Source organism: Saccharothrix deserti, from assembly GCF_009769385.1.
Lineage (GTDB): Bacteria > Actinomycetota > Actinomycetes > Mycobacteriales > Pseudonocardiaceae > Actinosynnema > Actinosynnema deserti.
Genome location: NZ_VKAB01000001.1, coordinates 319,896 through 344,413, shown reverse-complemented (window position 1 = coordinate 344,413; position 24,518 = coordinate 319,896). Strand labels below are relative to the sequence as shown.

General features: G+C 70.3%; 26 protein-coding genes. 25 read left to right on the top strand and 1 reads right to left on the bottom strand.

What is annotated here, in order from left to right; translation table 11 throughout:
• The first annotated feature begins 154 nt into the window (after positions 1-154).
• The 23 genes from FM051_RS13145 to FM051_RS13035 all read left to right on the top strand — a co-directional run bounded on the left by FM051_RS13145 (position 155) and on the right by FM051_RS13035 (position 21,264).
• On the top strand, positions 155-1,498 hold the full coding sequence (locus FM051_RS13145; protein WP_158843200.1) for an ammonium transporter: 1,344 nt from the start codon (positions 155-157) through the stop codon (positions 1,496-1,498).
• Positions 1,495-1,833, top strand: a complete 339-nt coding sequence (locus tag FM051_RS13140; protein ID WP_033437621.1) for a P-II family nitrogen regulator — start codon at positions 1,495-1,497, stop codon at positions 1,831-1,833. Before FM051_RS13145 ends, FM051_RS13140 begins: the two co-directional genes overlap by 4 nt.
• 30 nt (positions 1,834-1,863) lie before the next feature.
• Positions 1,864-4,233, top strand: a complete 2,370-nt coding sequence (locus FM051_RS13135) for a [protein-PII] uridylyltransferase (RefSeq protein WP_158843199.1) — start codon at positions 1,864-1,866, stop codon at positions 4,231-4,233.
• Positions 4,234-4,545: 312 nt separating this feature from the next.
• Positions 4,546-5,088, top strand: coding sequence for an AAA family ATPase (locus tag FM051_RS13130; RefSeq protein WP_238412358.1), 543 nt, complete (start codon positions 4,546-4,548; stop codon positions 5,086-5,088).
• A 55-nt stretch (positions 5,089-5,143) separates the two neighbouring features.
• Complete coding sequence (ffh, locus tag FM051_RS13125; RefSeq protein WP_158843197.1) at positions 5,144-6,691, top strand: signal recognition particle protein; 1,548 nt, start codon at positions 5,144-5,146, stop codon at positions 6,689-6,691.
• Positions 6,688-7,764, top strand: a complete 1,077-nt coding sequence (locus FM051_RS13120) for an amidohydrolase family protein (RefSeq protein ID WP_202918812.1) — start codon at positions 6,688-6,690, stop codon at positions 7,762-7,764. The genes ffh and FM051_RS13120 overlap by 4 nt, the downstream gene beginning before the upstream one ends.
• A gap of 171 nt (positions 7,765-7,935) precedes the next feature.
• Positions 7,936-8,646 carry a CPBP family intramembrane glutamic endopeptidase gene (locus tag FM051_RS13115; RefSeq protein ID WP_158843196.1) on the top strand — a complete coding sequence of 237 codons (711 nt, stop codon included), beginning with the start codon at positions 7,936-7,938 and terminating at the stop codon, positions 8,644-8,646.
• Between the two features lie 9 nt (positions 8,647-8,655).
• Complete coding sequence (locus FM051_RS13110) at positions 8,656-9,438, top strand: CPBP family intramembrane glutamic endopeptidase (protein ID WP_158843195.1); 783 nt, start codon at positions 8,656-8,658, stop codon at positions 9,436-9,438.
• Positions 9,435-10,202 (top strand): LamB/YcsF family protein, encoded by a 768-nt coding sequence (locus tag FM051_RS13105; protein ID WP_238412357.1) that lies wholly within the window; start codon positions 9,435-9,437, stop codon positions 10,200-10,202. The genes FM051_RS13110 and FM051_RS13105 overlap by 4 nt, the downstream gene beginning before the upstream one ends.
• Before the next feature lie 153 nt (positions 10,203-10,355).
• Complete coding sequence (gene rpsP / locus FM051_RS13100) at positions 10,356-10,793, top strand: 30S ribosomal protein S16 (RefSeq protein WP_158843194.1); 438 nt, start codon at positions 10,356-10,358, stop codon at positions 10,791-10,793.
• The gene (locus FM051_RS13095) at positions 10,790-11,029 is read left to right on the top strand and encodes an RNA-binding protein (protein ID WP_015104447.1); all 240 of its coding nucleotides are present in this window, start codon (positions 10,790-10,792) and stop codon (positions 11,027-11,029) included. Before rpsP ends, FM051_RS13095 begins: the two co-directional genes overlap by 4 nt.
• 7 nt (positions 11,030-11,036) lie before the next feature.
• Positions 11,037-11,555, top strand: a complete 519-nt coding sequence (gene rimM, locus FM051_RS13090; RefSeq protein WP_158843193.1) for a ribosome maturation factor RimM — start codon at positions 11,037-11,039, stop codon at positions 11,553-11,555.
• The gene (gene trmD / locus FM051_RS13085) at positions 11,545-12,279 is read left to right on the top strand and encodes a tRNA (guanosine(37)-N1)-methyltransferase TrmD (RefSeq protein WP_158843192.1); all 735 of its coding nucleotides are present in this window, start codon (positions 11,545-11,547) and stop codon (positions 12,277-12,279) included. Before rimM ends, trmD begins: the two co-directional genes overlap by 11 nt.
• Before the next feature lie 185 nt (positions 12,280-12,464).
• Entirely contained in the window at positions 12,465-12,824 is a 360-nt protein-coding gene (rplS, locus tag FM051_RS13080) for a 50S ribosomal protein L19 (RefSeq protein WP_158843191.1), read from the top strand.
• Positions 12,825-12,858: 34 nt separating this feature from the next.
• Complete coding sequence (lepB, locus tag FM051_RS13075) at positions 12,859-13,761, top strand: signal peptidase I (protein ID WP_158843190.1); 903 nt, start codon at positions 12,859-12,861, stop codon at positions 13,759-13,761.
• A 16-nt stretch (positions 13,762-13,777) separates the two neighbouring features.
• The gene (lepB, locus tag FM051_RS13070) at positions 13,778-14,680 is read left to right on the top strand and encodes a signal peptidase I (protein WP_158843189.1); all 903 of its coding nucleotides are present in this window, start codon (positions 13,778-13,780) and stop codon (positions 14,678-14,680) included.
• Positions 14,681-14,689: 9 nt separating this feature from the next.
• Entirely contained in the window at positions 14,690-15,484 is a 795-nt protein-coding gene (locus FM051_RS13065) for a ribonuclease HII (protein ID WP_158843188.1), read from the top strand.
• Positions 15,484-15,807, top strand: coding sequence for a DUF2469 domain-containing protein (locus FM051_RS13060; protein WP_015104440.1), 324 nt, complete (start codon positions 15,484-15,486; stop codon positions 15,805-15,807). The genes FM051_RS13065 and FM051_RS13060 overlap by 1 nt, the downstream gene beginning before the upstream one ends.
• Before the next feature lie 194 nt (positions 15,808-16,001).
• Positions 16,002-16,355, top strand: coding sequence for a YraN family protein (locus tag FM051_RS13055; RefSeq protein ID WP_158843187.1), 354 nt, complete (start codon positions 16,002-16,004; stop codon positions 16,353-16,355).
• Positions 16,355-17,866: a YifB family Mg chelatase-like AAA ATPase gene (locus FM051_RS13050; RefSeq protein ID WP_158843186.1), complete on the top strand. Its 1,512-nt coding sequence runs from the start codon at positions 16,355-16,357 to the stop codon at positions 17,864-17,866. Before FM051_RS13055 ends, FM051_RS13050 begins: the two co-directional genes overlap by 1 nt.
• Before the next feature lie 253 nt (positions 17,867-18,119).
• On the top strand, positions 18,120-19,268 hold the full coding sequence (gene dprA / locus FM051_RS13045) for a DNA-processing protein DprA (protein ID WP_158843185.1): 1,149 nt from the start codon (positions 18,120-18,122) through the stop codon (positions 19,266-19,268).
• 33 nt (positions 19,269-19,301) lie between these two features.
• Complete coding sequence (locus FM051_RS13040) at positions 19,302-20,279, top strand: tyrosine recombinase XerC (protein WP_158843184.1); 978 nt, start codon at positions 19,302-19,304, stop codon at positions 20,277-20,279.
• A complete protein-coding gene (locus FM051_RS13035; protein ID WP_202918811.1) occupies positions 20,254-21,264 on the top strand; it encodes a FliA/WhiG family RNA polymerase sigma factor in 1,011 nt (336 codons plus the stop codon). The genes FM051_RS13040 and FM051_RS13035 overlap by 26 nt, the downstream gene beginning before the upstream one ends.
• A gap of 264 nt (positions 21,265-21,528) precedes the next feature.
• Here FM051_RS13035 and FM051_RS13030 read toward each other — a convergent pair whose 3' ends face one another.
• Positions 21,529-22,155: a M23 family metallopeptidase gene (locus tag FM051_RS13030; RefSeq protein ID WP_238412356.1), complete on the bottom strand. Its 627-nt coding sequence runs from the start codon at positions 22,153-22,155 to the stop codon at positions 21,529-21,531.
• 397 nt (positions 22,156-22,552) lie between these two features.
• On the opposite strand from FM051_RS13030, the gene rpsB reads away from it, so the two are divergent.
• Together rpsB and tsf are read left to right on the top strand one after the other, a co-directional pair.
• A complete protein-coding gene (rpsB, locus tag FM051_RS13025; protein WP_158843182.1) occupies positions 22,553-23,431 on the top strand; it encodes a 30S ribosomal protein S2 in 879 nt (292 codons plus the stop codon).
• A 137-nt stretch (positions 23,432-23,568) separates the two neighbouring features.
• Positions 23,569-24,384 carry a translation elongation factor Ts gene (tsf, locus tag FM051_RS13020; RefSeq protein ID WP_158843181.1) on the top strand — a complete coding sequence of 272 codons (816 nt, stop codon included), beginning with the start codon at positions 23,569-23,571 and terminating at the stop codon, positions 24,382-24,384.
• Positions 24,385-24,518: the final 134 nt, after the last annotated feature.

Sequence of the window (24,518 nt, the reverse complement as noted above, 5' to 3'; positions counted from 1 at the left end):
GGACTGGTTGCGGGTGGAAGCGCACGCTTCAAGCGGGCGAAACATGGCCGTAACACCAGGGGTCAGACAGTTCACCTGTACGAAACCTGAAGCGCAACCGCGCGAAACAGGACCTGCCGATGCTCCCTGCAACCGACGTGCTGTGGAGGTCGACGTGGATACAGGGGACACCGCCTGGGTGCTCACCAGTGCCGCACTGGTGCTGTTGATGACGCCCGGACTTGCCTTCTTCTACGGGGGTATGGTCCGGTCGAAGAGTGTGCTCAACATGATGATGATGAGCCTGGGCGCAATCGCCGTGGTCGGTGTGCTCTGGGTGCTGGTCGGCTATTCCACGGCGTTCGGCACCGACGTCGGCGCCGGTCTGCTCGGCAAGCCGTTCGAGTTCTTCGGCCTTGACGGCCTGCTCGCCAAGGAGTCGTTGTTCGGGACCATCCCGACCACCGTCTTCGTCGCCTTCCAGGCGATGTTCGCCATCATCACGGTGGCACTGATCTCCGGCGCGATCGCCGACCGGGCGCGCTTCGGGCCGTGGCTGCTGTTCGCCGGCCTGTGGGCGCTGCTCGTGTACTTCCCGGTCGCGCACTGGGTCTTCGACTTCGACGGCAAGGACGAGGCCGGCAACGTCGTCGACCCGGGCGGCTGGATCGCCAACAAGCTGCTCGCCATCGACTTCGCCGGCGGCACCGCGGTCCACATCAACGCCGGTGCGGCGGGCCTCGCCCTGGCGATCGTCCTCGGCAAGCGCGTCGGTTGGCCGAAGGACCGGATGAAGCCGCACAGCCTGCCGCTGGTCGTCCTGGGCGCCGGTCTGCTGTGGTTCGGCTGGTTCGGCTTCAACGCGGGCTCCGCCGTCGCCGCCAACGGCACCGCCGGTGTCGCGTTCGTCAACACCCTGGTCGCCACCTGCGCCGCGATGCTCGCCTGGCTCGTCGTGGAACGCGTCCGCGACGGCAACGCCACCACGCTCGGCGCCGCCTCCGGCATCGTCGCGGGTCTGGTCGCCATCACCCCGGCGTGTTCCTCGGTCACCCCGGTCGGCGCCATCGCCATCGGCGCGATCACCGGCGCCCTGTGCGCCCTCGCGGTCAGCCTGAAGTACCGCTTCGGCTTCGACGACTCGCTCGACGTGGTCGGCGTGCACCTCGTCGGCGGTCTGTCCGGCACCATCCTGATCGGCTTCTTCGCCAGCTCCTCCGCTCCCGCGGGCATCGACGGCCTCTTCTACGGTGGCGGTGTGGACCAGCTGTGGCGTCAGGCCGTCGGCGCGCTCGCCGTGCTCGCCTACTCCTTCGTGCTGAGCCTCGTCCTGGGCTACCTGGTCAAGCTCACCGTCGGCTTCCGCGCCGACGAAGAGGCCGAGGTGGCCGGCATCGACGAGGCCGAGCACGCGGAGACCGCGTACGAGTTCGGCAGCGGCCTCGGCTCTCGCAGCGGTAGCAAGTCCAGTGGCACCGCCGGCGCCACTGCCGTGCTTGAGGGGAGCAACAAGTCATGAAGTTGGTCACCGCGATCATCAAGCCCTTCACGCTCGACGACGTGAAGGCATCCCTGGAGCAGCTCGGGGTGCTGGGCATGACCGTGAGCGAAGTCCAGGGCTACGGCAGGCAGAAGGGCCACACCGAGGTCTACCGCGGCGCCGAGTACGCCGTCGACTTCGTGCCCAAGCTGCGCATCGAGGTGCTGGTGGACGACGCCGCCGTGGAGAAGACCCTCGACGCCGTCGTGGAGGCCGCGCGCACCGGCAAGATCGGTGACGGGAAGGTCTGGGTCACCCCGGTCGACACCGTCATCCGGGTCCGGACCGGGGAGCGCGGCTCGGATGCCCTATAGGGATCCTCGGTAGGAATGGGAGACGGCCGTATGGATAACGCCGAGACGGCCGTCGTCACGGCTGACGACCTGGTGCGAGCACGCGATCGGCTGCTCGCGCCAGGTCGGCGCCGTTTGACGGGGGAGTCGCTGCGCGAGGCGCTGGTGGACCTGCACGAGTTCTGGCTCACCGCGCACGCCTCGCAGGCGGGTGTCGGTGGACCGGGCGGCGGTGTCGCGCTGGTCGCCGTGGGGGGTCTGGGCAGGCGAGAGCTGGTGCCCTATTCCGATCTCGACCTGCTCTTGGTGCACAACGGGCACAAGGGTGTGGACCAGATCGCCGAGAAGCTCTGGTACCCGCTGTGGAACTCCGGCATCGGCCTGGACCACTCGGTGCGCACGGTCGGCGAGGCGCTCCGCGTCGCCGCCGGTGACCTGCGCACCGCGCTGGGGCTGCTGGACATCCGCCACATCGCGGGTGACCAGGAGATCAGCCAACGGCTGGCCGAAAGCGCGCGTCAGGCGTGGCGCTCCGGGGTGCGCACGCGGCTGGACGAGATGGCCGAGTCGGCGTCGCGGCGGTGGGCGCGCAGCGGCGAGATCGCGCACCGCGTGGAGCCGGACCTGAAGCACGGCAGGGGTGGGCTGCGGGACGTGACGCTGCTGGACGCGTTGAGCGCGGCGCAGCTGACCGACCGGCCGTCCGCCGAGGTCAACGAGGCCCGCAAGCTGCTGCTCGACGTGCGCACCGAGCTGCGCCGGGTGGCGCGGAAACCGCGTGACGTGCTCCGCGCGCAGGACGGCGACGAGGTCGCCACCGCGCTGGGCCTCCAGGACCGCTTCACGCTGGCCCGCTCGATGTCGTCGGCCGCACGCACGATCGTGTACGCCGTGGACGTGGCCATGCGCACGGCGCGCGCCGCGGTCCCCAAGCGCGGACTGGGCGTGTTCGCCCGTTCCCCGCTCAGACGGACACCGGCCAGACGGCCGCTGGACGAGGGCGTCGTGCTGCACGGCAACGAGGTGGCACTGGCCCGTGATGCCATGCCCAGCCGTGACCCGGCACTGCTGCTGCGTGTCGCCACGGCCGCCGCCCGCAGCAAGCACCCGATCGCCGCGGGCACGTTGGCCAAGCTCGCCGACTCCGCACCCGAGCTGCGCCAGCCGTGGCCCAGGGAAGCCCGCGAGGAGCTGCTGGCCCTGCTGGGCAGCGGCATGGGCCTGATCGACGTGGTGGAGGCGCTGGACCGCACCGGTCTGTGGGGCAGGCTCTTCCCCGAGTGGGGCGCGGTGCGCGACCTGCCGCCCCGTGACGCCGCGCACACCTGGACCGTGGACCGCCACCTGGTGCAGGCCACCGCGCACGCGGCACGCCTGGTGACCAGGGTGTCCCGGCCGGACCTGCTGCTGCTCGGCACGCTGGTGCACGACATCGGCAAGGGCAGGCAGGCCGACCACTCCGAGGTCGGCGCCGCGCTCACCACCCAGATCGCCGAACGGCTCGGCCTGTGGCCGCAGGACGTGGCCACGCTCACCGCCCTGGTGCGCCACCACCTCCTGCTCCCGCACACGGCGACCCGCCGTGACGTGGAGGACGAGGCCACCGTGCACCGCGTGGTGGACACCCTCGGCGGCGACCCGGTGCTGCTGGAACTGCTCTACGCGCTGGCCGAGGCGGACGCCGTGGCGACCGGGCCCGGCGTGTGGTCGGAGTGGAAGGCCTCGCTGATCAGCGACCTGGTCGCGCGCTGCCGCACGGCGATGGCGGGCGACCCGCTGCCCAAGCCGGAGCCGTTGGACCAGCGCCAGCAGGACCTCGCCCAGGCCGTGCTGACCAGCGGCAAACCCGATGTGCTGATCGACCCGAACGACCACGCGGCCACCATCACGGTGGTCGCGCCCGATCGTCCGGGCCTGCTCTCCAGGGCCGCCGGCGTGCTGGCGCTCAACTCCCTGGAGGTGCACGCGGCGACCCTCCGCTCCCACCATGATCCTTCTCTTGGGGTAGCAGCCGTCGACGTGTTCACCGTGTCACCCAGGTTCGGTTCCCTGCCGGACGTGACGTTGTTGCGCGAACAGCTCACCAGGGCCGTGGACGGTTCCCTCGCGCTGGCCGACAAGCTCGCCGCGAAGGAACGCGACTACGGCGGCCCGCCGCAGGACCCGCCACCGCCGAAGGTGCTCTGGTTCGACGACGAGTCGACCGGCGCGGTGGTGCTGGAACTGCGCGCGGCGGACCGGATCGGGCTGCTGCACCACGTCGCGGACACGTTGGAGCAGTCCGGTGTGGACATCGTGTGGGCGCGGGTGTCCACATTGGGCTCCACGGTCGTGGACTCGTTCGCCATCACCATGCCGAACGGCATCGACGGCAACCAGCGCCGCAAGATCGAACGGGCGGTCCTGCTCACCGCGCGGTGACTCGCCGCCGGAAATCGCAGCCGGGACGAGTTGCAGCCGGGACGAGTTGCAGCCGGGACGAGTTGCAGCCGGGACAAGTTGCAGCCGGGACAAGTTGCGTAGGTCTACGCACAACCGACCGCGGGTGCTCACGCTGCCGGCGGACCCCCGTGCCGGGGCAAGCTTTGAGCCATGGCACGGGGCTCCGCCCGCCGGGGGGCCGGGGGGAACGTCGCCACCGAGTGGTCGGAGGCGGCCCATTGAGGGGTTGGGCCGCCTCCGTCACACGTCGGAACTCATGGTCGTCCGAAACGTCTCTTTAGTATGGACGCGATGACCGCTGTCGCCGTGAGGCCGCGCTCACTGGTCGTGCTGGCCGGACTGCCGGGAGCGGGTAAGTCGACGCTGCTCGCCGCCGCCGACACGGGCGGGGCGCCCGCCGTCGTGCTCGATTCCGACCAGGTGCGGACCAGGTTGCGGAGCCTCTTCCCCAAGACCATGCCGTACCGCTTCTACCGCCCCTTGGTGCACCTCGTGCACCGCACCCGCATCCTGTGGTTCGCGATCACCGCGAGCGGCCTGCTGCTGGTCCACGAACCGTCCACCCGCCCGACGACCCGCGCCGGTCTGGTCGTCGTGGGCGTGCTCACGAACCGGCCGAGGCACTTCCTGTGGCTCGACGCCAGCGCCGAGGAGGCGCTGTCCGGCCAGGTCACGCGGGGCAGGCTGATCCGCTCCCGGTCGTTCGCCCGGCACGTCCGCCGCGCGGCCAGGCTCCGCACCCGCTTCGCCGAGGGCGTGCCGCCGCGCGGCTGGCAGGGCCTGACCCTGCTGACCCGCGAGGACCACCTGCGGCTGTCGGTGACGCCGGCGTGAACGGCTACCCTAAGAACCAGGAACCCACCGACGACGTGCGAGGTCTGGCGGCAACGTGTTCAACACCCTTTCCGACCGGCTCACCTCGGTCCTGCAGAACCTGCGGGGCAAGGGGCGGCTGTCCGAGGCCGACATCGACGCGACCGCGCGCGAGATCCGGGTCGCGCTGCTGGAGGCCGACGTCGCGCTGCCCGTGGTGCGCACGTTCATCGCGAAGGTCAAGGAGCGCGCCAAGGGCTCCGAGGTCAGCCAGGCGCTGAACCCGGCCCAGCAGGTCGTCAAGATCGTCAACGAGGAGCTGGTCGGCATCCTCGGCGGGGAGACCCGCAGGCTGAACCTGGCGAAGAACCCGCCGAGCGTGATCATGCTCGCGGGCCTCCAGGGCGCCGGCAAGACGACCCTGGCGGGCAAGCTCGCCAAGTGGCTCAAGGGCCAGGGGCACACCCCGATGCTGGTGGCCTGCGACCTGCAGCGCCCCAACGCGGTGACGCAGCTCCAGGTCGTCGGCGAGCGCGCGGGCGTGCCCGTGTTCGCCCCCGAGCCCGGCAACGGCGTCGGCGACCCGGTCGACGTGGCCCGCAAGGGCATCGAGGAGGCCAAGCGGGCCCAGCACGACATCGTGCTGGTCGACACCGCGGGCCGCCTCGGCGTCGACGAGGAGATGATGCGCCAGGCCGTCGACATCCGCGCCGCCGTGCAGCCCGACGAGGTGCTGTTCGTGGTCGACGCGATGATCGGCCAGGACGCGGTGAACACCGCGACGGCGTTCTCCGAGGGCGTCGGCTTCACCGGCGTGGTCCTCACCAAGCTCGACGGCGACGCCCGCGGTGGCGCCGCGCTCAGCGTCCGCGAGGTCACCGGCCAGCCCATCCTGTTCGCCTCGAACGGTGAGAAGCTGGAGGACTTCGACGTCTTCCACCCGGACCGGATGGCGAGCCGGATCCTGGGCATGGGCGACATGCTCACCCTGATCGAGCAGGCCGAGCAGGCGTTCGACGCGGACCAGGCCGAGGCCGCCGCGGTCAAGATGGGCTCCGGCCAGCTCACGCTGGAAGACTTCCTGGAGCAGATGCTGGCCCTGCGCAAGATGGGCCCGATCGCGAACCTGCTGGGCATGCTGCCCGGCGCGGGCCAGATGAAGGACCAGCTGGCCAACCTGGACGAGAAGCACCTCGACCGGGTCCAGGCGATCATCCGCGGCATGACCCCGGCCGAGCGCGACGACCCGAAGATCATCAACGCGTCGCGGCGGCTGCGCATCGCCAACGGCTCGGGCGTCCGGGTCAGCGATGTCAACGACCTGGTCAACCGCTTCTTCGAAGCGCGCAAGATGATGAGCCAGATGGCCGGCCGCTTCGGCCTCCCCGGCGGCGGTGGCAAGAACAACCGCAAGGGCAAGGGGAAGAAGGGCAAGAAGGGCAAGGGCCGCGGCCCGACGCCGCCGAAGGTGCGCGGCGGGTTCCCCGGGATGCTCCCCGGCGGTATGCCCGGCATGCCCGGCATGCCTCCCCAGGGCGGCGCGCACGAACTCCCGCCCGGCCTCGGCTCCCTCGACCAGCTCCCACCCGGCTTCGACCCGTCGAAGCTGAAGTTCGGCAAGTGACCGGCCTGCACCTGCGGGGCGTCGTCCTCCCCGAGGGCGGCGACCCGCGGGACGTCTGGGTGGTCAACGGGCGGATCCGCACCCGGCCGGTACCGGGCGCGACGACCGTCAGCACCGGTGGCTACCTGGTCCCCGGCCTGGTCGACGCGCACTGCCACGTGGGCCTGGGCGCCAAGGGCGCGGTGGACCTGCCCGAGGCGGTCGACCAGGCCGTCACGAACCGGGGGACGGGCACGCTCCTGATCAGGGACTGCGGCTCACCGCTGGACACCCGGCCGTTGCAGGAGCGCCTGGACCTGCCCAGGATCATCCGCGCGGGCAGGCACCTGGCCAGGCCCAAGCGGTACATCAAGTACCTGGGCGTCGAGATCGAGGACCCGGCCGACCTGCCGTCGGCGGTGGCCGAGCAGGTCGCGAACGGCGACGGCTGGGTCAAGCTGGTCGGCGACTGGATCGACCGCGGGACCGGCGACCTCGCGCCCCTGTGGACCGAGGACGTCCTCACCGAGGCGATCAAGGTCGCGCACGAGAACAAGGCCAAGGTCACCGCGCACGTCTTCGGTGAAGAGGCCCTCCCCGCCCTGCTCAACGCCGGTATCGACTGCATCGAGCACGGCACCGGGCTGACCGACGACACCATCGCCCGGATGGCCCGCGACCAGACGGCTCTCGTGCCCACCCTGATCAACATCGAGAACTTCCCGTCCATCGCGGCCGGCGCGGACAAGTACCCGGGCTACCAGAGCCACATGAGGCACCTGTACGCGCGGAACACCGAGACCATCGCCAAGGCCGTCGAGGCGGGCGTCCCGGTGTTCGCGGGCACGGACGCGGGCGGCGGTATCGAGCACGGCCGCATCGTGGACGAGGTCCAGGCCCTCAACCGGGTCGGCATGACACCGGTCCAAGCCCTCGGCGCCGCCTCCTGGGCCGCACGCGAATGGCTCGGCTTCCCGTCGCTGACCGAAGGTGCGGCAGCCGACATCGTGGTCTACGACACCGACCCGCGAGAAGACCTGGAAGCCCTGCGCCGACCCCGACTCGTCATGTTGCGCGGCCGGATCCACGGCTGAGCGGCGGGAGCGGTCGTGCGCCGGCACAGGCCCGCGACCAGTAGGGAAACCCGTGATCCGGCGGGCGCACGGGAATTCTTTCGGCACCCCGCTGCGCCGCTGCGGCCGTCAGGGTGATCTTGAACGACCTCGGGCAGCCCTCCGGCACCGCGGACCACTACGTTCGGACGAGTGGAGGAACAGCAGGACCAGGTCACCGGTCGAGCGCACTGGGGTTTCCTGGCGTTCTTCACCGGCCTGGGTGGCTACCACCTCGCGACCCTCGTCTTCACCGCCGCGACCGCCGACCGCTTCGCCGAAGTGGACATCACCGACCCGCCGGTGCTCGGTCCGCTGCTCCTGCTGGTCTTCCTGCCGAACGTCCTGCTCGGCCTCGGCCCGGTCGTCATCTCCTGGCACCGGGGCAACGGGCCCGACAAGGACTTCGGGCTGATCCCCACCGCACGTGACCTGAAAGTGGGACTGGCCGCAGGTGGCACCGCCCTTTTAGCCGCCTGGCTTCTGGGCACCCTGTTGTTGCGCCTCAACCCCGACCAGTCCAGCTCACTGGAGCAGATCGAAGCGCTCTCCGGAGGCCGGACGATCTGGCTGGCGGCGGCGGCGCTGTTCGTCTTCCTCGGCGCACCGCTGACCGAAGAACTCCTCACCAGGGGAGCCCTATGGCAAGCACTGTCCCACTACCGGATTCCCAGGCTCGCGATCCTCGCGCTCACCGCCCTCATCTTCGCGTTCCTGCACGAGGAGAGCTGGCGCATGATCAGCCTGTTCGCCCAGGGCCTCGCCATCGGCGCGGCCCGCATGATCACCGGCCGGGTGGCCTCCAGCGTCGTCGCGCACGCGACGAACAACCTGCTGCCCGCCGTCTACCTCTACACCGGCTGACTAGGGTGGATGGCTGTGACACCACCGGATGAACCTCCGACAGGCCTGATCGCCAGTGTCCGCGCGGTCGGGCGGGAGCCGGAACAGGTGCGCGCCGGCCAGCGCTGGGGCTTCGGCGCGTTCTTGCTCGTCGAAGCGGTTTTCATTCTCAGCGCGGTGTTCATCACCGCGGTGGCCCGCACCTCGGGCACGGACATCGGCAGCTCGGTCACGTTCATCCTGGTCGGCTCGATCGTGCCGACGGTGCTGGCGGCCGGCGTCGCCGTCACGATCACCTACCTGCGCGGCAACGGCCCGTTCCAGGACCTGAGGCTCGCCTGGGACTGGGCGGACGTCAAAGTGGGACTGAAGCTGGGCGCGCTCGGCCTGGTGCTCACCTACGTGGCCGCGGTGATCTGGTCGAGGGTGGTCGGCGACAGCAACGCCACCTCCGCCATCGGCGAGCTGGTGGACGGCGTGGGCCTGCCCCTCGCCGCCGCCATCGCGATGTTCCTCTACGTGTGCTTCCTGGGCCCGGTGTGCGAGGAGGTCATCTACCGCGGCCTGCTGTGGGGCGCGATCGAACGGCAGCGCTGGAGCCGGTGGGCGGCGTTCGTGCTCACCACGCTCATCTTCGCGGCCAGCCACCTCGAACCGCTGCGGACGTCGCTCCTCATCGTCATCGCGCTGCCCATCGGCATCGCCCGCCTCATCACCCGCAGGCTCACCGCCAGCGTCGTGGCCCACGTGATCAACAACTTCCTCCCCGGCCTGACCCTCCTCCTCGTCTCGGTCGGGGTGATGCCCTCGTGAACGACGGCGCGATCGACCTCAACAGCGACCTCGGCGAGGGCTTCGGCATCTGGCGCCTGGGCGACGACGAAGCCCTGCTCGGCATCGTGACCAGCGCGAACGTGGCCTGCGGCTTCCACGCCGGGGACCCGTCGACCATGCGCAGGGTCTGCCGGCAGGCCGCGAGCGCCGGCGTGGCCGTCGGCGCCCAGGTCTCCTACCGCGACCTGGCCGGCTTCGGCCGCCGCTTCATCGACGCCGACCCGGTCGAACTCGCCGACGAAGTCCTGTACCAGATCGGCGCGCTGGACGCCTGCGCCAAAGCGGCGGGCACAAAGGTCGAATACGTGAAACCCCACGGCGCCCTCTACAACGCCACCGTCCACCACGACGCACAGGCCGGAGCCGTGGTCGACGGCGTCAAGGCGTTCGGCGACCTCCCCGTCCTCGGCCTGCCCGGCTCCCGCCTGCTCCACCACGCCGAACGGGCCGGCCTGCGCCCGGTCCGCGAGGCGTTCGCCGACCGCGCCTACACGCCGGAAGCCACCCTCGTGCCCCGCACGCAGCCGAACGCCGTCCTGACCAGCACGGACGCCATCCTGGCCCAGGTGCTCCGGCTCGCCGAACACCGGGAACTGGTGGCCACCGACGGCACCGTGCTCAAGGCCGACATCGACTCCATCTGCCTGCACGGCGACACCCCCGGAGCCGTCGAACACGCGAAGAAAGTCCGGGAAGCGCTCGAGCACGCGGGCGTCCCCGTGGCCCGATTCGTGGTGCGGTAGACCTGTCTGGCAGAATGGTTGGTTGTTCGCCGAGGTCGGTCCCTCTCACCGTGCCGTGGCGCCCCAGACACTGGGCTTTCACCACCCGTGCCCCACTCGGGTGAGGACTGCCCGCACCTGAGCACATCGAGAGCACGAGGAGCACCCACACCCGTGGCCGTCAAGATCAAGCTTCAGCGGCTTGGCAAGATCCGTCAGCCGTACTACCGGATCGTCGTCGCCGACGCCCGCGTCCGCCGCAGCGGCAAGGCGATCGAGACGATCGGCAAGTACCACCCGAAGGAAGAGCCTTCGTTCATCGCGGTGGACAGCGACCGCGCGCAGTACTGGCTGGGTGTCGGCGCGCAGCCGACCGAGTCGGTCCAGCGCCTGCTCGAGATCACCGGTGACTGGCAGAAGTTCAAGGGCCTCCCGGGCACCGAGGGCACGCTGAAGGTCAAGGAGCCGAAGCCGAGCAAGGCGGACCTGTTCGCCGCCGCGCTGGCCGCCGCGGGCGACGCCCCGTCGACCGAGGCGACGACGCCGAAGAAGAAGAACGCCAAGAAGGCCGACGCCGAGCCGGCCGCCGAGGCCGCCAAGGATGAGGCGTGAGCTTGTTGGCTGACGCTCTCGAACACCTCGTTCGAGGCATCGTCGACCACCCGGACGACGTCCGGGTGAACCTGGTCACGACCCGGCGCGGTCGCACGCTCGAGGTGCACGTCCACCCGGACGACCTCGGCAAGGTGATCGGTCGCAGCGGCCGCACCGCGACCGCGCTGCGCACCGTGATGGCCGGTATCGGTGGTCGTGGCGTGCGCGTCGACGTGGTCGACACCGATCGCTGACGCGCACATGGACGTCGTCGTCGGCCGAGTGGCCAAGGCGCACGGGATCAGCGGCGAGTTGGCCGTCGACGTGCGCACGGATTCACCCGAGACCCGGTTCGCGCTGGGCTCGGTGCTGACCGCCAGACTGCGCGACGGCACGTCCCGCAACCTCACCGTCGCAGCCGCCCGGAACCACTCCGGGCGGCTGCTGGTGCGTTTCGAGGAAGTGCTGACCCGTGACGTGGCGGAGACGTTGCGCGGCACGTTGCTGCTGGCCAGCACCGACGACCTGCCGCCTACCGACGACCCGGACGAGTTCTACGACCACGAACTCGAGGGGTTGACCGCCGAGCTGGCGGACGGCACGAAGATCGGCACCGTGCTGGAGATCGTGCACGGGCCGGGCGGCGAGCTGCTGGTCGTCAAGCGCGAGACCGGCGACGAGACCCTGGTGCCGTTCGTGCGCCAGATCGTGCCCACGGTGGACATCCCCGGCAAGCGCGTGGTGCTGGACCCGCCCGAGGGCCTGCTCGATGCGGATTGACGTCGTCACGATCTTCCCGGAGTACCTGGACCCGCTCCGCGCCGCCCTGCTGGGCAAGGCCATCGACAAGGGCCTGATCAGCGTCGGCGTGCACGACCTGCGGAACTGGACGCACGACGTGCACAAGGCCGTCGACGACAGCCCGTACGGCGGCGGTCCGGGCATGGTGATGAAGCCCCAGGTCTGGGGCGAGGCGCTGGACGAGGTCTGCACCCCGGCCACCCGCCTCATCGTGCCCACGCCCGCCGGCCGGCCGTTCAGCCAGCGGCTGGCCCACGACCTGGCCGCGGAAGAGCACCTGGTGTTCGCCTGCGGCCGGTACGAGGGCATCGACCAACGGGTGGTGGACGACGCGGCCCGCCGGATGCGCGTGGACGAGGTCTCCATCGGCGACTACGTGCTGGTCGGCGGCGAGGTGGCGGTCCTGGTGATGGTCGAGGCCGTCGTCCGCCTGCTGCCCGGCGTGCTGGGCAACCCGAAGTCGGCCGCCGAGGACTCGTTCTCCGACGGCCTGCTGGAGGGCCCGAGCTACACCCGGCCCGAGGTGTGGCGCGACCTCGCCGTGCCGGAGGTGCTGCGCTCGGGCAACCACAAGGCGATCGACCGGTGGCGGCGCGACCAGTCGCTGCGCCGGACCCGCGAACGCCGCCCCGAACTGCTCGACGCGCTCCCCGGGGACGCGTTCGACAAGCACGACCGCAAGCTGCTGGACGAGCTCGACTAGGGCCGATTTCGTGCGGCCGCCCCTCGTCTGGCACACTGGACAGGTTGCTGCACCCGGTTCAACTCATCCGGCGTGCGCTAGGCCCGCCCCCGCGCGTGTGTAACTTCGGCTGACGTGTGTCACGTCGGCTGAGCCGCGCCCAAGGGGGAGTACGCAATACACGTGAGGACGAGGACGGACCACCGATGAACACCCTGGACGCTCTTGACGCCCAGTCGCTGCGCTCCGACATCCCCAGCTTCCGGCCGGGCGACACGCTGAAGGTCCACGTCCGCGTCATCGAGGGCTCCCGCGAGCGGGTCCAGGTGTTCCAGGGCGTCGTGATCCGCCGCCAGGGCGGCGGCATCCGTGAGACCTTCACCGTCCGCAAGGTCTCGTTCGGTGTCGGTGTCGAGCGCACCTTCCCGGTGCACTCCCCGAACATCGCCGAGGTCGAGGTCGCCTCCCGCGGCGACGTCCGCCGGGCGAAGCTGTACTACCTCCGCGACCTGCGCGGCAAGGCCGCCAAGATCAAGGAGAAGCGCGAGGCCAAGCCGGCCTCCTGACGGTCGGTTCACGCGCTACCAGTAGCCTGCCCACGTGGCAGATCCCGTGCACCGCTCCGCTGACGAAGACGGTCAGGATCCCGCAGCCGAGTCCACTCCGGACCCGGCTGCGGGCGGCAAGGCCAAGAAGGACAAGAAGAAGCCCCCGCTCTGGCGCGAACTCCTCGTGCTCGGCGCCACGGCTCTGGTCCTGACGATCCTGATCCAGACTTTCCTCGCGCGGGTGTACGTGATCCCGTCGCAGTCGATGGAGGAGACCCTCCACGGCTGCCCCGGGTGCAACAACGACCGGGTGCTGGTCGACAAGCTGGTCTACGACTTCGGCGAGATCGAGCCGGGCGAGGTCGTGGTGTTCCGCGGCCCCGAGACGTGGGGCAACAACGACTTCACCTCCGGCCGTTCGGACAACCCGATCGTGGCCGGCATCCAGTCGGTGGCCTCGCTGATCGGCCTGGCGCCGCCGGACGAGCGCGATTTCGTCAAGCGGGTCATCGCGACCGGCGGGCAGACCGTCGAGTGCTGCGACGACCAGCACCGGGTGCTGGTCGACGGCAAGCCGCTGGACGAGCCGTACATCTACTGGCAGCCCGGCACGTCACCGGAGAACCACGACCCGTTCGAGCCGGTCAAGGTCCCCGACGGCCACCTCTGGGTGATGGGTGACAACCGCACGAACTCCACCGACTCGCGCAAGCAGGGCGGTGGCGGCGTGGCGGGCACCGTGCCGGAGGACAACGTCATCGGCAAGGCGCGCGTGATCGTGCTGCCGCCTTCCCGCTGGCAGGGCATCGGCGACCACAACCCGCAGGCCGTCGCGCTCGGCGCGCCCGCGTGGCAGAGCGCCGTCCCGGCGGGCGCCGGGCTGGCCGCGGCGTGGCCCGTGCTGTTCTTCGGTCGGAAGCTGCGGAGGCGGTTGACCAGGGCCACACAGCCCTGATCGGTACGCTGACCGGGTGGTAGACGTCGCACCGTCCCGGGGCTCCTCCGAAGAGGGGGACCCGGAGCACGAGGACAAGGTCGAGCAGTGGCGTGCCCGCACGCGCAAAACGGCCAAGCGCAAGGGCTCGTTCTGGAAAGAGCTGCCGATCCTGATCGGTGTCGCGGTGGTGCTCGCGGTGCTGATCCAGTCGTTCCTGGCGAAGGTCTACATGATCCCGTCGGAGTCGATGGAGCAGACGCTGCACGGCTGCTCCGACGGCTGCTTCGGCGACCGGGTGCTGGTCGACAAGCTCACCTACGACTTCAGCGAGCCGGAGCCCGGTGACGTGGTCGTCTTCCACGGCCCCGACAGCTGGATCAACCAGGACTTCGTGGCCGCCGAGCCGACCAACCCGGTCACCAAGGGGCTCCAGGGGCTGGGTTCGCTGCTCGGGTTCCCCTCGGCGAACGAGGAGGACTTCGTCAAGCGGGTCATCGCGGTCGGCGGGCAGACCGTGAAGTGCTGCGACGACCGCAACCGGGTGATGGTCGACGGGAAGCCGCTGGACGAGCCCTACCTGTACTGGGCGCCGGGGCGCAGCACCGTGCAGGAGTCGTTCGCGGACCTCACGGTCCCCGAGGGCTACCTGTTCGTGCTGGGTGACAACCGCAACGACTCGTGCGACTCGCGGTGCCAGGGCGACGGCCGCGAGGGCGGTCTGGTGCCGGTGGACAACGTGGTGGGCAAGGCGCGGGTGATCGTGCTGCCGCCTTCCCGCTGGCAGGGTGTGGGCGACCACAACCCGCAGGTCGTGGCCATCGGCGCGCCCGCGTGGCAGGACGCCCTGCCGGCCGGTGCGGGTCTCGCGGCGGCGTGGCCGGTGCTGCTGTTCGGCAAGCGAGTGAGGGCGCGTTTTCGGAGTTCGCGGCTGAGATAGGGTCGAGGGGTGATCCGCAAGCCGCCTCGAGTCCAGGTTCGGCAGACCGCGGGCATCTGGGCCTTCGAGGCCGCGCTGGACAGGCGCGGCTTCGGTCCGGTGGCCGGCGTGGACGAGGCCGGTCGCGGTGCCTGCGCGGGGCCCCTGGTGGTGGCGTCGTGCGTGCTCAAGGCCGGTGACGCGGCGAAGTTCGAGGGGCTCACCGACTCGAAGCTGCTCACCTCGGCCGCGCGGGACCGGATGTACGACCTGGTGCTCAAGCGCGCGCTCGACTACGCGGTGATCGTGATCCCGGCCGCCGAGGTCGACCTCATCGGCGTGCACGTGGCGAACATCGAGGGCATGCGGCGAGCCGTCGCACAATTGGGTGAACATCCGGGGTACGTCTTGACCGACGGGTTCCCGGTGCCGGGCCTCACGGCGCCCAACATGCCGGTGGTCAAGGGCGACCGGGTGGCCGCGTGCGTCGCGGCGGCGTCCGTGCTGGCCAAGGTCACGCGGGACCGGATCATGATCGCGTTGCACGAAGAACTGCCCGTCTACGGGTTCGACGAGCACAAGGGCTACAGCACCCCGGAGCACACGGCGGCGCTGGCGGAACACGGCCCGAGTGCGCAACACCGCTGGTCGTATGCGAACGTGTCGGCTGCGGCGCTCCGGCACGGACTGGAACCGCCGCACCCTGTGGCGCGCGGCGTGGTTGCCGCCGCCGTGGTCCAGAATGGGACAACCCCGCAGACCAGCGGTGGCAGGCTCGCGACGAGGAGGGGCGCGGATTCGATGATTACCCGCGCGGAGGCGTAATGAGTGCAGAGGATCTCGAGAAGTACGAGACCGAGATGGAGTTGTCGCTGTACAAGGAGTACCGCGACATCGTCAGCCAGTTCTCGTTCGTCGTGGAGACCGAGCGGCGGTTCTACCTGGCCAACTCGGTGGACGTGCAGGTCCGCAACGCGGACGGCGAGGTCTACTTCGAGGTGCGGATGTCCGACGCGTGGGTGTGGGACATGTACCGCCCCGCCCGTTTCGTGAAGAACGTCCGCGTGATCACCTTCAAGGACGTCAACGTCGAGGAGCTGGACAAACCCGACCTCAGGTTGCCCGAGGACGGTCCGTTCAACTCCTGATACCCGCAAAGTCGCAGGGGCCTGCCTCCGGGTGGGCCCCTTTGCGCGTCTTCGGCCCATTACCACCCGACACCGACAATTCCACCGCCTCCATCCACAGCCCTCCGAGTTGTCCACAGCCGGCGGACTGCCGGTAGTCACCCCCGCACCACCCCGGCAAGGTCGGACCAAGACCGATTCCGGAGGGGTGGACCATGAACACGGCGACCGACCTGGGCAAACGCGGCGAGGACGCGGCGTGCCGGTACCTGGAGCACCAGGGCCTGTCGATCCTGGCCCGCAACTGGCGGTGTGACGAGGGCGAGCTGGACGTCATCGCCACCGACGGCGTGCGGCTGGTGGTGGTCGAGGTGAAGTGCCGTTCGGGCACCACCAGAGGCACGCCCCTGGAAGCGGTGACGCCGGACAAACTCGACCGGGTCCGCAAAGCGGCCCTGCGCTGGCTGAGCGCCAATCGGCTCGGCCGCGTGGAGATCCGCTTCGACGTGATCGCGATCGAATGGCCGCCCGCGGGCCAGGTCCGCCTGCACCACTTGCGGGGTGTGTGATGGCGCTGGCGCGAACGTGGTCGGTGGCGTTGTTCGGCGTGGACGGCGTCCCGGTCGAGATCGAGGCCGACGTGGGCGTCGGAACCGTGAAAACCCAGCTCCTGGGCCTCCCGGACGCCGCCCTGCACGAGTCGAAGGACCGCGTGAAGGCGGCGGTCAGGAACAGCGGGCACGACTGGCCGTCCCAACGCGTGACCCTGGGGCTGTCCCCGGCGACGTTGCCCAAGAACGGCTCGGGCTACGACCTGGCCATCGCCTGCGTGGTCCTGGCGGCCACCCAAGCGATCCCAGGTGAACGCCTGACCCACACCGTCCTCCTCGGTGAACTGGCACTGGACGGCCGGGTACGCACCATCAGGGGCGTCCTACCGGCGCTGCTGGCGGCCAAGCGCGGAGGCCTGACCCAGGCGATCGTCCCGGTAGCGGCGCTCCCGGAAGCAGCCCTGGTGGAAGGCCTGACCGTCCTGGGCGCCGCAACCCTGACCGACGTCCTCGACTGGCTCACCGGCAAGGAAACCCTCCACCACACCACCCGCCCCACCGTCGCCCCACCACCGGACGGCCCGGACCTGGCGGACGTCATCGGCCAACCGGAAGCGAGGTGGGCCCTGGAGGTGGCCGCAGCCGGCGGTCACCACATCCTCCTGACCGGCCCACCGGGCACCGGCAAGACGATGCTGGCCCAACGCCTGGCCGGCCTACTCCCGCCGCTCTCCATGGAGGAGGCCCTGGGAGTCACGGCCGTGCACTCCATCGCCGGGCTGCTCACACCGGAGGCTCCGCTGGTCTCCACCCCGCCGTTCGTCTCCCTGCACCACTCCACGTCGGTAGTCGCCCTGATCGGCGGCGGTGCCGGCTTGGCCAGGCCCGGCGCTCTGAGCCGAGCGCACCGCGGGGTGTTGTTCTTGGACGAGGCTCGCGAGTTCGGAGTGTCGAAGCTGGAGGCCCTGCGCACGGCTTTGGAAGAAGGCGAGGTCCGCTTGGCCAGGCGTGACGGCATTACTCGCTATCCGGCCAGATTCCAGCTGGTGATGGCCACCAACCCGTGCCCCTGTGCGCCCCCGAAGGACATCGACTGCATCTGCTTGCCCGCGGCCAGGAGGCGGTACGAGACCAAACTCTCCGGCCCGCTGCTGGACCGGGTGGACCTGAGAGTGGTGATGCGTCCGCTGACCGCTATGAGTCGCCAGTTTGTAGCTGAGCCCGAACCCACCGCGACCGTCCGCGGACGTGTGCACAAAGCCAGGACGAGAGCTGCGGAACGCTGGGCGGAACACGGCTGGTTGACCAACGCCGAAGTCCCCGGCCCGGTGTTGAGAAGGGAATTCGCCCTTCCGCGCGAGACGACGTCCGTCCTGGATCGCGCACTCGCCAAGGGTGCATTGACCGGACGCGGGTCCGACAGGTGCCTACGAGTCGCCTGGACGCTTGCCGACCTGGCAGAAGTGGACCAACCCACCGAGGACCACGTAGCCGCGGCCCTGGAATTCCGAGAGCGCAGAAAATCATGACCAGTCACGACACGGCGCGCGGCCACGCACCGGCCCACACCGCGCCGACGCCACCCGTATCGACTTCGGCCGCGCCGCCGGCCATGCCGTCACCGGCCGCGCCGACCTCAGCCGCACCCTGGCCGGCCGCGGCCGGCAAATTCGGCCCGCCCCCTCGCCTCGGCTCGCGCGGATCGCCTTTCGACCGCGGCCCGCGTGAGTCGGCCTCCGAACACCCTGCCCGTGGGTCCGCTGTCGAGTGGTGGAGGTGGCCGTGAGCACCGATGAGATCCGGCTGGCCCGTGCCTACCTCTCGCGGGTGGCTGAACCGCCTGCCGCGGCGCTCGTCGCGTTTGTCGGCGAAGTCGGTCCGGTGCGGGCGGCGGAGTTGGTTCGGGCCGGGGAGGTGCCTTCCGCGGTCGACAGTCAGACGTCTGCTCGGCGGGCGTTGGACCAGGCGGAGCAGGACCTGGAGGCGGTGGCCAAGATCGGTGGGCGGTTGGTGGTTCCCGAGGACGACGAGTGGCCCCGGTGGCCCTTCAACGCCTTGGCCATCGCCGCCGCCAACGGGCTGCGGTGCGGGTTGGAGCCGTTGGCGTTGTGGGTTCGGGGCGGGTTCAGCCTTGCCGCGATCACCGAGCGGGCGGTTGCGGTGGTGGGTAGTCGGGCCGCTTCCGGGTACGGGCAGCACGTCGCGGGCGAGTTCGGGTACGGGCTGGCCGAGGCGGGCGTCACCGTGGTGTCCGGCGCCGCCTACGGAATCGACGGCGCCGCTCATCGGGGCGCGATCACGGCCGGCGGGTTGACGATCGCCGTCCTGGCCTGCGGCGTCGACATCGCTTATCCCGCTGGTCACCGCGCACTGCTGGAGCGCATTCCCAGCCAGGGTCTGCTGGTGAGCGAGTACCCACCAGCACACACGCCGGCGCGCCACCGATTCCTGACCAGGAACCGGCTCATCGCGGCGCTCGCGGAGGGGACCGTCGTGGTCGAAGCCGGGCAGCGCAGCGGGGCCAAGAACACGGCGGCGTCCACGTCGGCGCTCGGGCGGGTGCTCATGGCGGTCCCGGGGCCGATCACCTCGGTCAGTTCGTCGGGCTGCCACGAACTGCTGCGGTCGGGGAACGCGCTGCCGGTGACCAGCGTCGCCGAGATCATCGAGTCGACCGGACGACTCGGCGTCGATCTCGTCGAAGCCACTCGGAACACCGAAACCGGGCCGCCGCAGGGCGACGCGATGCGAGTCTTCGAAGCCTTGGGTCTGACGTTCGGGTACAGCCCGGAAGCGATCTCCGTCGAGTCCGGCGTCGAGCTGTCGAGAGTGCGCGCTTTGCTCCCACAATTGGAACTGGCCGGTCTCGCTCAGCGGGGCGAAACCGGTTGGAAACGCTCCCAGGAAAGCAGTTGGCGTGGCGATACTTGACCAAGTGGGCTCAAGGGCGCAGCGTCAGGGGCTATGTCCCCGCCGCCGCACGCTCGGACACCTCGTGTCGATCTTGCCCGCTCGCGTCGTGGGCTGCCCGGCGACGTGGCGGCGGCCCTGGACCGCTACGAACGCCACCTCGCCATGGAGCGCGGACTCTCCCCGCACACCGTCCGCGCGTACCTCGGCGACGTGGTCGCCCTGCTGGTCCACTTAGCCGGGGGCGCACCCGACCACGCCACCGTGGAAGCGATCGACCTGCCGGGATTGCGGTCCTGGCTGGCTTCCCAGCACTCCGCCGGCGCGAGCCGGACGACGATGGCCCGGCGCGCCGCCTCCGCCCGGACGTTCACCGCGTGGGCGTCCCGGAACGGCCTGCTCGCCGCCGATCCGGGCCCCCGACTCGCCGCACCCCGACCCCACCGGACCCTCCCCTCGGTGCTGCGGCCGGACCAGGCCGGCGCGGCGATGGCAGTTGCCGAAGTAGGTGCGGAACAGGGCGATCCGGTTGCGCTGCGTGACCAGGCCGTGGTGGAGTTGCTGTACGCAACAGGTGTCCGGGTCGCCGAGTTGTGCGGTCTCGACCTCGACGACGTGGACTACTCCCAAAGGGTGATTCGTGTTCTGGGCAAGGGTAGTCGCGAACGCACCGTGCCGTTCGGCGTTCCGGCCGAACGGGCTCTACGACGCTGGGTGGAACACGGCCGATCAGCGCTGGTCACCGACCGTTCACAAAGGGCACTGCTGCTCGGTGCGCGAGGCGGCCGGCTCGACCCGCGTACCGCCAGGAGGGTTGTCCACGATGTAGTGGGTGCGGTACCTGAGACGGCCGACACCGGGCCTCACGGCCTGCGCCACTCCGCGGCCACGCACCTGTTGGAAGGGGGAGCGGACCTGCGCACCGTCCAAGAGCTTCTTGGTCACGCTACGCTCGCAACGACTCAGCTCTACACACACGTCACCGTCGAACGGCTGAAGGCGATCCATGACCGAACCCACCCCCGCTCCTGACGTCGCAGGGGGAGGTTCGCGGACCGCAACCGTGACCTCTCCTTCCGCCGCGCACGTCGGGACCTCGTCGGCGGCGCGGACCCCGGCTGGGACGAACGGTCACCGCGTCGAAGGCGAGCCCTTGCTCAACGAACCGCCGCGCAACGGGCACGCCGTACCGACGGTCGCCGGGAGGCCGGCTCACGCGGCGTCCGAGTCGCGCACCGCCGATGACGTGGAAGCCGGGATCATCGCGCTGTGGCACACCTACGGCGAATCGCGCCAGCAGGGTCTGCGGGACCGCCTCGTGCTGCACTACGCGCCGTTGGTCAAGTACGTCGCCGGCAGGGTCGGGACCGGTCTGCCCGCGCACGTCGACGTGGCGGACCTGATCCAGTCCGGCATCTTCGGCCTGGTCGACGCGATCGAGAAGTTCGAGCCCGAGCGCGGCCTGAAGTTCGAGACCTACGCGATGCAGCGCATCCGCGGCGCGATCCTCGACGACCTGCGCTCGCAGGACTGGGTGCCCCGCTCGGTCCGCAGCCGGGCCCGTGACGTCGAACGAGCCCTGGAACGCCTCGGCGGCCGCCTCCAGCGCACCCCGACCGACCGTGAGCTCGCCGCCGAGCTGAAGATCGGCCTCGGTGAGCTGCGGGAGCTCTACGCCCAGCTCCAGCTGACCAGCGTCGTGGCGCTGGACGAGCTGATCGCGGCCGGCCGCAACACCGGCGGCGCGGGTTCGTCACTGGCCGAGTCCCTGCCCGACGAGGGCGCGGAAGACCCGATCGCCACCCTGGTCGACCAGGACAGCCGCCGCCAGCTCGCCGACGCGATCGCACAGCTCGCCGAGCGGGACCGCGTCGTGGTCACCCTGTACTACTTCGAGAACCTGACGCTGGCCGAGATCGGCAAGGTCCTGGGCGTCACCGAATCCCGCGTGTGCCAGCTCCACACCCGCGCCGTGCTCCGACTGCGCACCAAGCTGAACGAGCAGCTGGAGGCTTAGCCCCACCGCCCCACCCCCGCTTCCCGCCGCCCGCTCCCGCCCGCATCCACCAAGGGCATCCACCAAGGGCATATGGCCGCCCGCGCCCGTCGAACGTCCGGGGCCGCCCTGACCTGTCCGCCCTGACCCGCCTGCCTACCCGGCCCGCTTTGCCCGCCTGGCCTGCTGCCCGGCCCGTCAGCCCCGCACAGGGGCCACTGGTGCCGCCGGGCAGGAGGAGAACGGCCGCAGTCGCGGCTGTGGTGCGCTGGTTTCGCCGTCAGGTCAGGCCTGCGGGTTTCGTGTGAGACCGGGCGGCACGATGGCGTCCTGGGTTTTGCGAGGAGCGCTGTTCGAGTGGTCGGTGGGCCTGGCGCGGTGTGGTGGTCCGTGTTGAGGACGAGTGCGGCCGGTGGTGGTGCTGGGCTGACCGGTGTCCGACCTCGGCAAAAGGCGGACTCGGCCGTTGGCCAGTAGGCGCAGTGGGTCCAGGTAGGCGCGGAACTGGGGTGGGGCTACTCGGACGGCACCCCAGTGCAGGCAGGCCTCTGCCGGACAGCCTTCGTGGCCTGGCAGGAGGGTGCCGATGCGGTCGCCTCGGCGGACCGGCTGGCCTCGGCGCACGGTCGGCTCGACCGGTTCGTACGTGGTGCGCAGGCCGCCCGCGTGCAGCAGCGAGATCACCGTGCGGTCGGCTACGGGGCCTGCGTGCAACACCACCGCGTCGGCGGCGGCCAAGACGGCGGCGCCTGGTGGTGCGGCCAGGTCCACGCCTCGGTGGCCGGGGGCGTACTCCGTCGCCGGGGCCTCGAAGGCACGGACCACCTGATGGGGTGGCGCCAGGGGCCAGGCGAAGCGTGGTGGGCGGGCCGCTTTCGCCGGGCCGGTGAGCGGGGTTGTGGGTATCGTCATCAGCGCTGTCAAGGTCAGGACCAGCAGTGTTCGCATCGTGGGAGTCATGGGTCCAGCGTTCCGAGCCGCAAGGGGGGCTACCAGTGGCTTCTCCGGAACTGTGGATAACTCACGGGGTTGTGGACAACTCCGGGGCCGGTTCGATGTTCTCCTGCCCTCCGGCGTACACTCGGTGCGCGGCCCGTGTGAGTGCGGGACGACTTCGCGTGCCAATGCAGATCCGACCCGTTCCCGTGGTCGAGTCACGACGTCCGGCGGTCCTGAGGCGAGACATCCTCCGGTTCGGACGGCGGCAAGGGCACCAGGGCGGCGGTCCGACCCGGTCCGCCGCGATGAACCGGAACGCGTGCCGGCCTCAACGCCCGGCGCGCCTGAACGAAGAGGTGCGAACCCGGCCATGGCCGTCGTCACCATGAAGCAGCTGCTCGACAGCGGCGTGCACTTCGGGCACCAGACCCGCCGCTGGAACCCGAAGATGAAGCGCTACATCTTCACCGAGCGCAACGGCATCTACATCATCGACCTCCAGCAGACGCTGACCTACATCGACCGGGCTTACGAGTTCGTCAGGGAAACGGTCGCGCACGGTGGGTCGATCCTGTTCATCGGCACCAAGAAGCAGGCGCAGGAGGCCATCGCCAACGAGGCCCTCCGCGTCGGCATGCCCTTCGTGAACCAGCGCTGGCTGGGCGGCATGCTCACCAACTTCTCCACGGTGCACAAGCGCCTCCAGCGGCTCAAGGAGCTGGAGTCGATGGAGCAGACCGGCGGTTTCCAGGGTTTCACCAAGAAGGAAATCCTGATGATGAACCGCGAGAAGGACAAGCTGGAGCGCACGCTCGGCGGTATCCGCGACATGTCCAAGGTGCCCAGCGCCGTGTGGATCGTGGACACCAAGAAGGAGCACATCGCGGTCGGCGAGGCGCGCAAGCTGAACATCCCGATCGTGGCGATCCTCGACACGAACTGCGACCCGGACGAGGTCGACTACCCGATCCCGGGTAACGACGACGCGATCCGGTCCGCCGCGCTGCTGACCAAGGTCGTGGCCGAGGCCGCCGCCGCCGGTCTGATGGCGCGCTCCGGCGCCCGCACCCAGGCCGCCGACGGCGCCGACAAGCCCGAGCCGGGCGTCGGCACCGACGAGCCGCTGGCCGAGTGGGAGCAGGAGCTGCTGGTCGGCGCCGACGCGCCGGCCGCCGCGGCCCCCGCTGCCGCCGAGGCACCTGCTGCCGAGGCGCCCGCCGCCGACGGCACCGGGGCCGTCCAGTCCTGATCAGTCGCACGCCGCGCCCGCCACGATCGAGGTGGGCGCGGCGTGCGCACAGCAGCACCGCAGCACAGCACCACCCCAGCGCGTAAACACGTCGGTGAAGCCGACGATCAGACCGCAGAAGGAACGGAAATCGCACGATGGCGAACTACACCGCCGCTGACGTGAAGCGCCTCCGCGAGCTGACCGCCGCAGGCATGATGGCCTGCAAGAAGGCGCTCGAGGAAACCGACGGCGACTTCGACAAGGCGGTCGAGATCCTGCGCATCAAGGGTGCGAAGGACGTCGACAAGCGCGCCGAGCGCACGACTTCCAACGGCCTGGTCGTGGCCGAGGGCGGCGTGATGATCGAGCTGCGCTGCGAGACGGACTTCGTCGCCAAGAACGCCGACTTCCAGGAGTTGGCCTCGCAGATCGTCGCGGTCGCCAAGGCCACCCGCCCGGCGGACGTCGAGGTCCTCAAGGCCACCGACCTGGACGGCAAGAGCATCGACGCGGTCGTCCAGGAGTTCTCCGCCAAGATCGGCGAGAAGCTGGAGCTGGCCAAGGTCGCCGTCTTCGACGGCACCGTGACCACCTACCTGCACCGCCGTGCCGCCGACCTGCCGCCCGCCGTCGGCGTGGTGGTCGAGTACACCGGCGACAACGAGGACGCCGCCCGCGGCGCCGCGATGCAGATCGCCGCGATGCGTCCGCGCTACCTCACCCGCGACGAGGTCCCCGCGGACCTGGTGGCCAACGAGCGCCGCATCGCCGAGGAGACCGCTCGCGAGGAGGGCAAGCCGGAAGCGGCCCTGTCCAAGATCGTCGAGGGTCGGGTGAACGGCTTCTTCAAGGACGTCGTGCTCCTGGAGCAGGCTTCCGTGACGGAGTCCAAGAAGAACGTCAAGGCCGTGCTGGACGAGGCCGGGGTCACCGTGACCCGCTTCGCCCGGTTCGAGGTCGGCCAGGCCTGATTCGCGTGAGGGCGGGGTTGCGCGCATAGTCGCGACCCCGCCCTTGCCGTGTCCAGAGGAGGACCTGTGAGCGCAGAGGTAGACCACGCGAAAGCGGATCACGCCGACGACGAGCCCGCCCACGGCTACCGCCG

Coding starts and splice junctions, on each gene's coding strand:
- FM051_RS13140 (WP_033437621.1), top strand. CDS start 1,495: ATGAAGTTGGTCACCGCGATCATCAAGCCCTTCACGCTCGACGACGTG.
- FM051_RS13135 (WP_158843199.1), top strand. CDS start 1,864: ATGGATAACGCCGAGACGGCCGTCGTCACGGCTGACGACCTGGTGCGA.
- FM051_RS13130 (WP_238412358.1), top strand. CDS start 4,546: ATGACCGCTGTCGCCGTGAGGCCGCGCTCACTGGTCGTGCTGGCCGGA.
- FM051_RS13110 (WP_158843195.1), top strand. CDS start 8,656: ATGGCTGTGACACCACCGGATGAACCTCCGACAGGCCTGATCGCCAGT.
- rimM (WP_158843193.1), top strand. CDS start 11,037: ATGGACGTCGTCGTCGGCCGAGTGGCCAAGGCGCACGGGATCAGCGGC.
- trmD (WP_158843192.1), top strand. CDS start 11,545: ATGCGGATTGACGTCGTCACGATCTTCCCGGAGTACCTGGACCCGCTC.
- rplS (WP_158843191.1), top strand. CDS start 12,465: ATGAACACCCTGGACGCTCTTGACGCCCAGTCGCTGCGCTCCGACATC.
- FM051_RS13060 (WP_015104440.1), top strand. CDS start 15,484: ATGAGTGCAGAGGATCTCGAGAAGTACGAGACCGAGATGGAGTTGTCG.
- FM051_RS13055 (WP_158843187.1), top strand. CDS start 16,002: ATGAACACGGCGACCGACCTGGGCAAACGCGGCGAGGACGCGGCGTGC.
- FM051_RS13050 (WP_158843186.1), top strand. CDS start 16,355: ATGGCGCTGGCGCGAACGTGGTCGGTGGCGTTGTTCGGCGTGGACGGC.
- FM051_RS13040 (WP_158843184.1), top strand. CDS start 19,302: ATGTCCCCGCCGCCGCACGCTCGGACACCTCGTGTCGATCTTGCCCGC.
- FM051_RS13035 (WP_202918811.1), top strand. CDS start 20,254: ATGACCGAACCCACCCCCGCTCCTGACGTCGCAGGGGGAGGTTCGCGG.
- FM051_RS13030 (WP_238412356.1), bottom strand. CDS start 22,155: ATGACGATACCCACAACCCCGCTCACCGGCCCGGCGAAAGCGGCCCGC.
- rpsB (WP_158843182.1), top strand. CDS start 22,553: ATGGCCGTCGTCACCATGAAGCAGCTGCTCGACAGCGGCGTGCACTTC.
- tsf (WP_158843181.1), top strand. CDS start 23,569: ATGGCGAACTACACCGCCGCTGACGTGAAGCGCCTCCGCGAGCTGACC.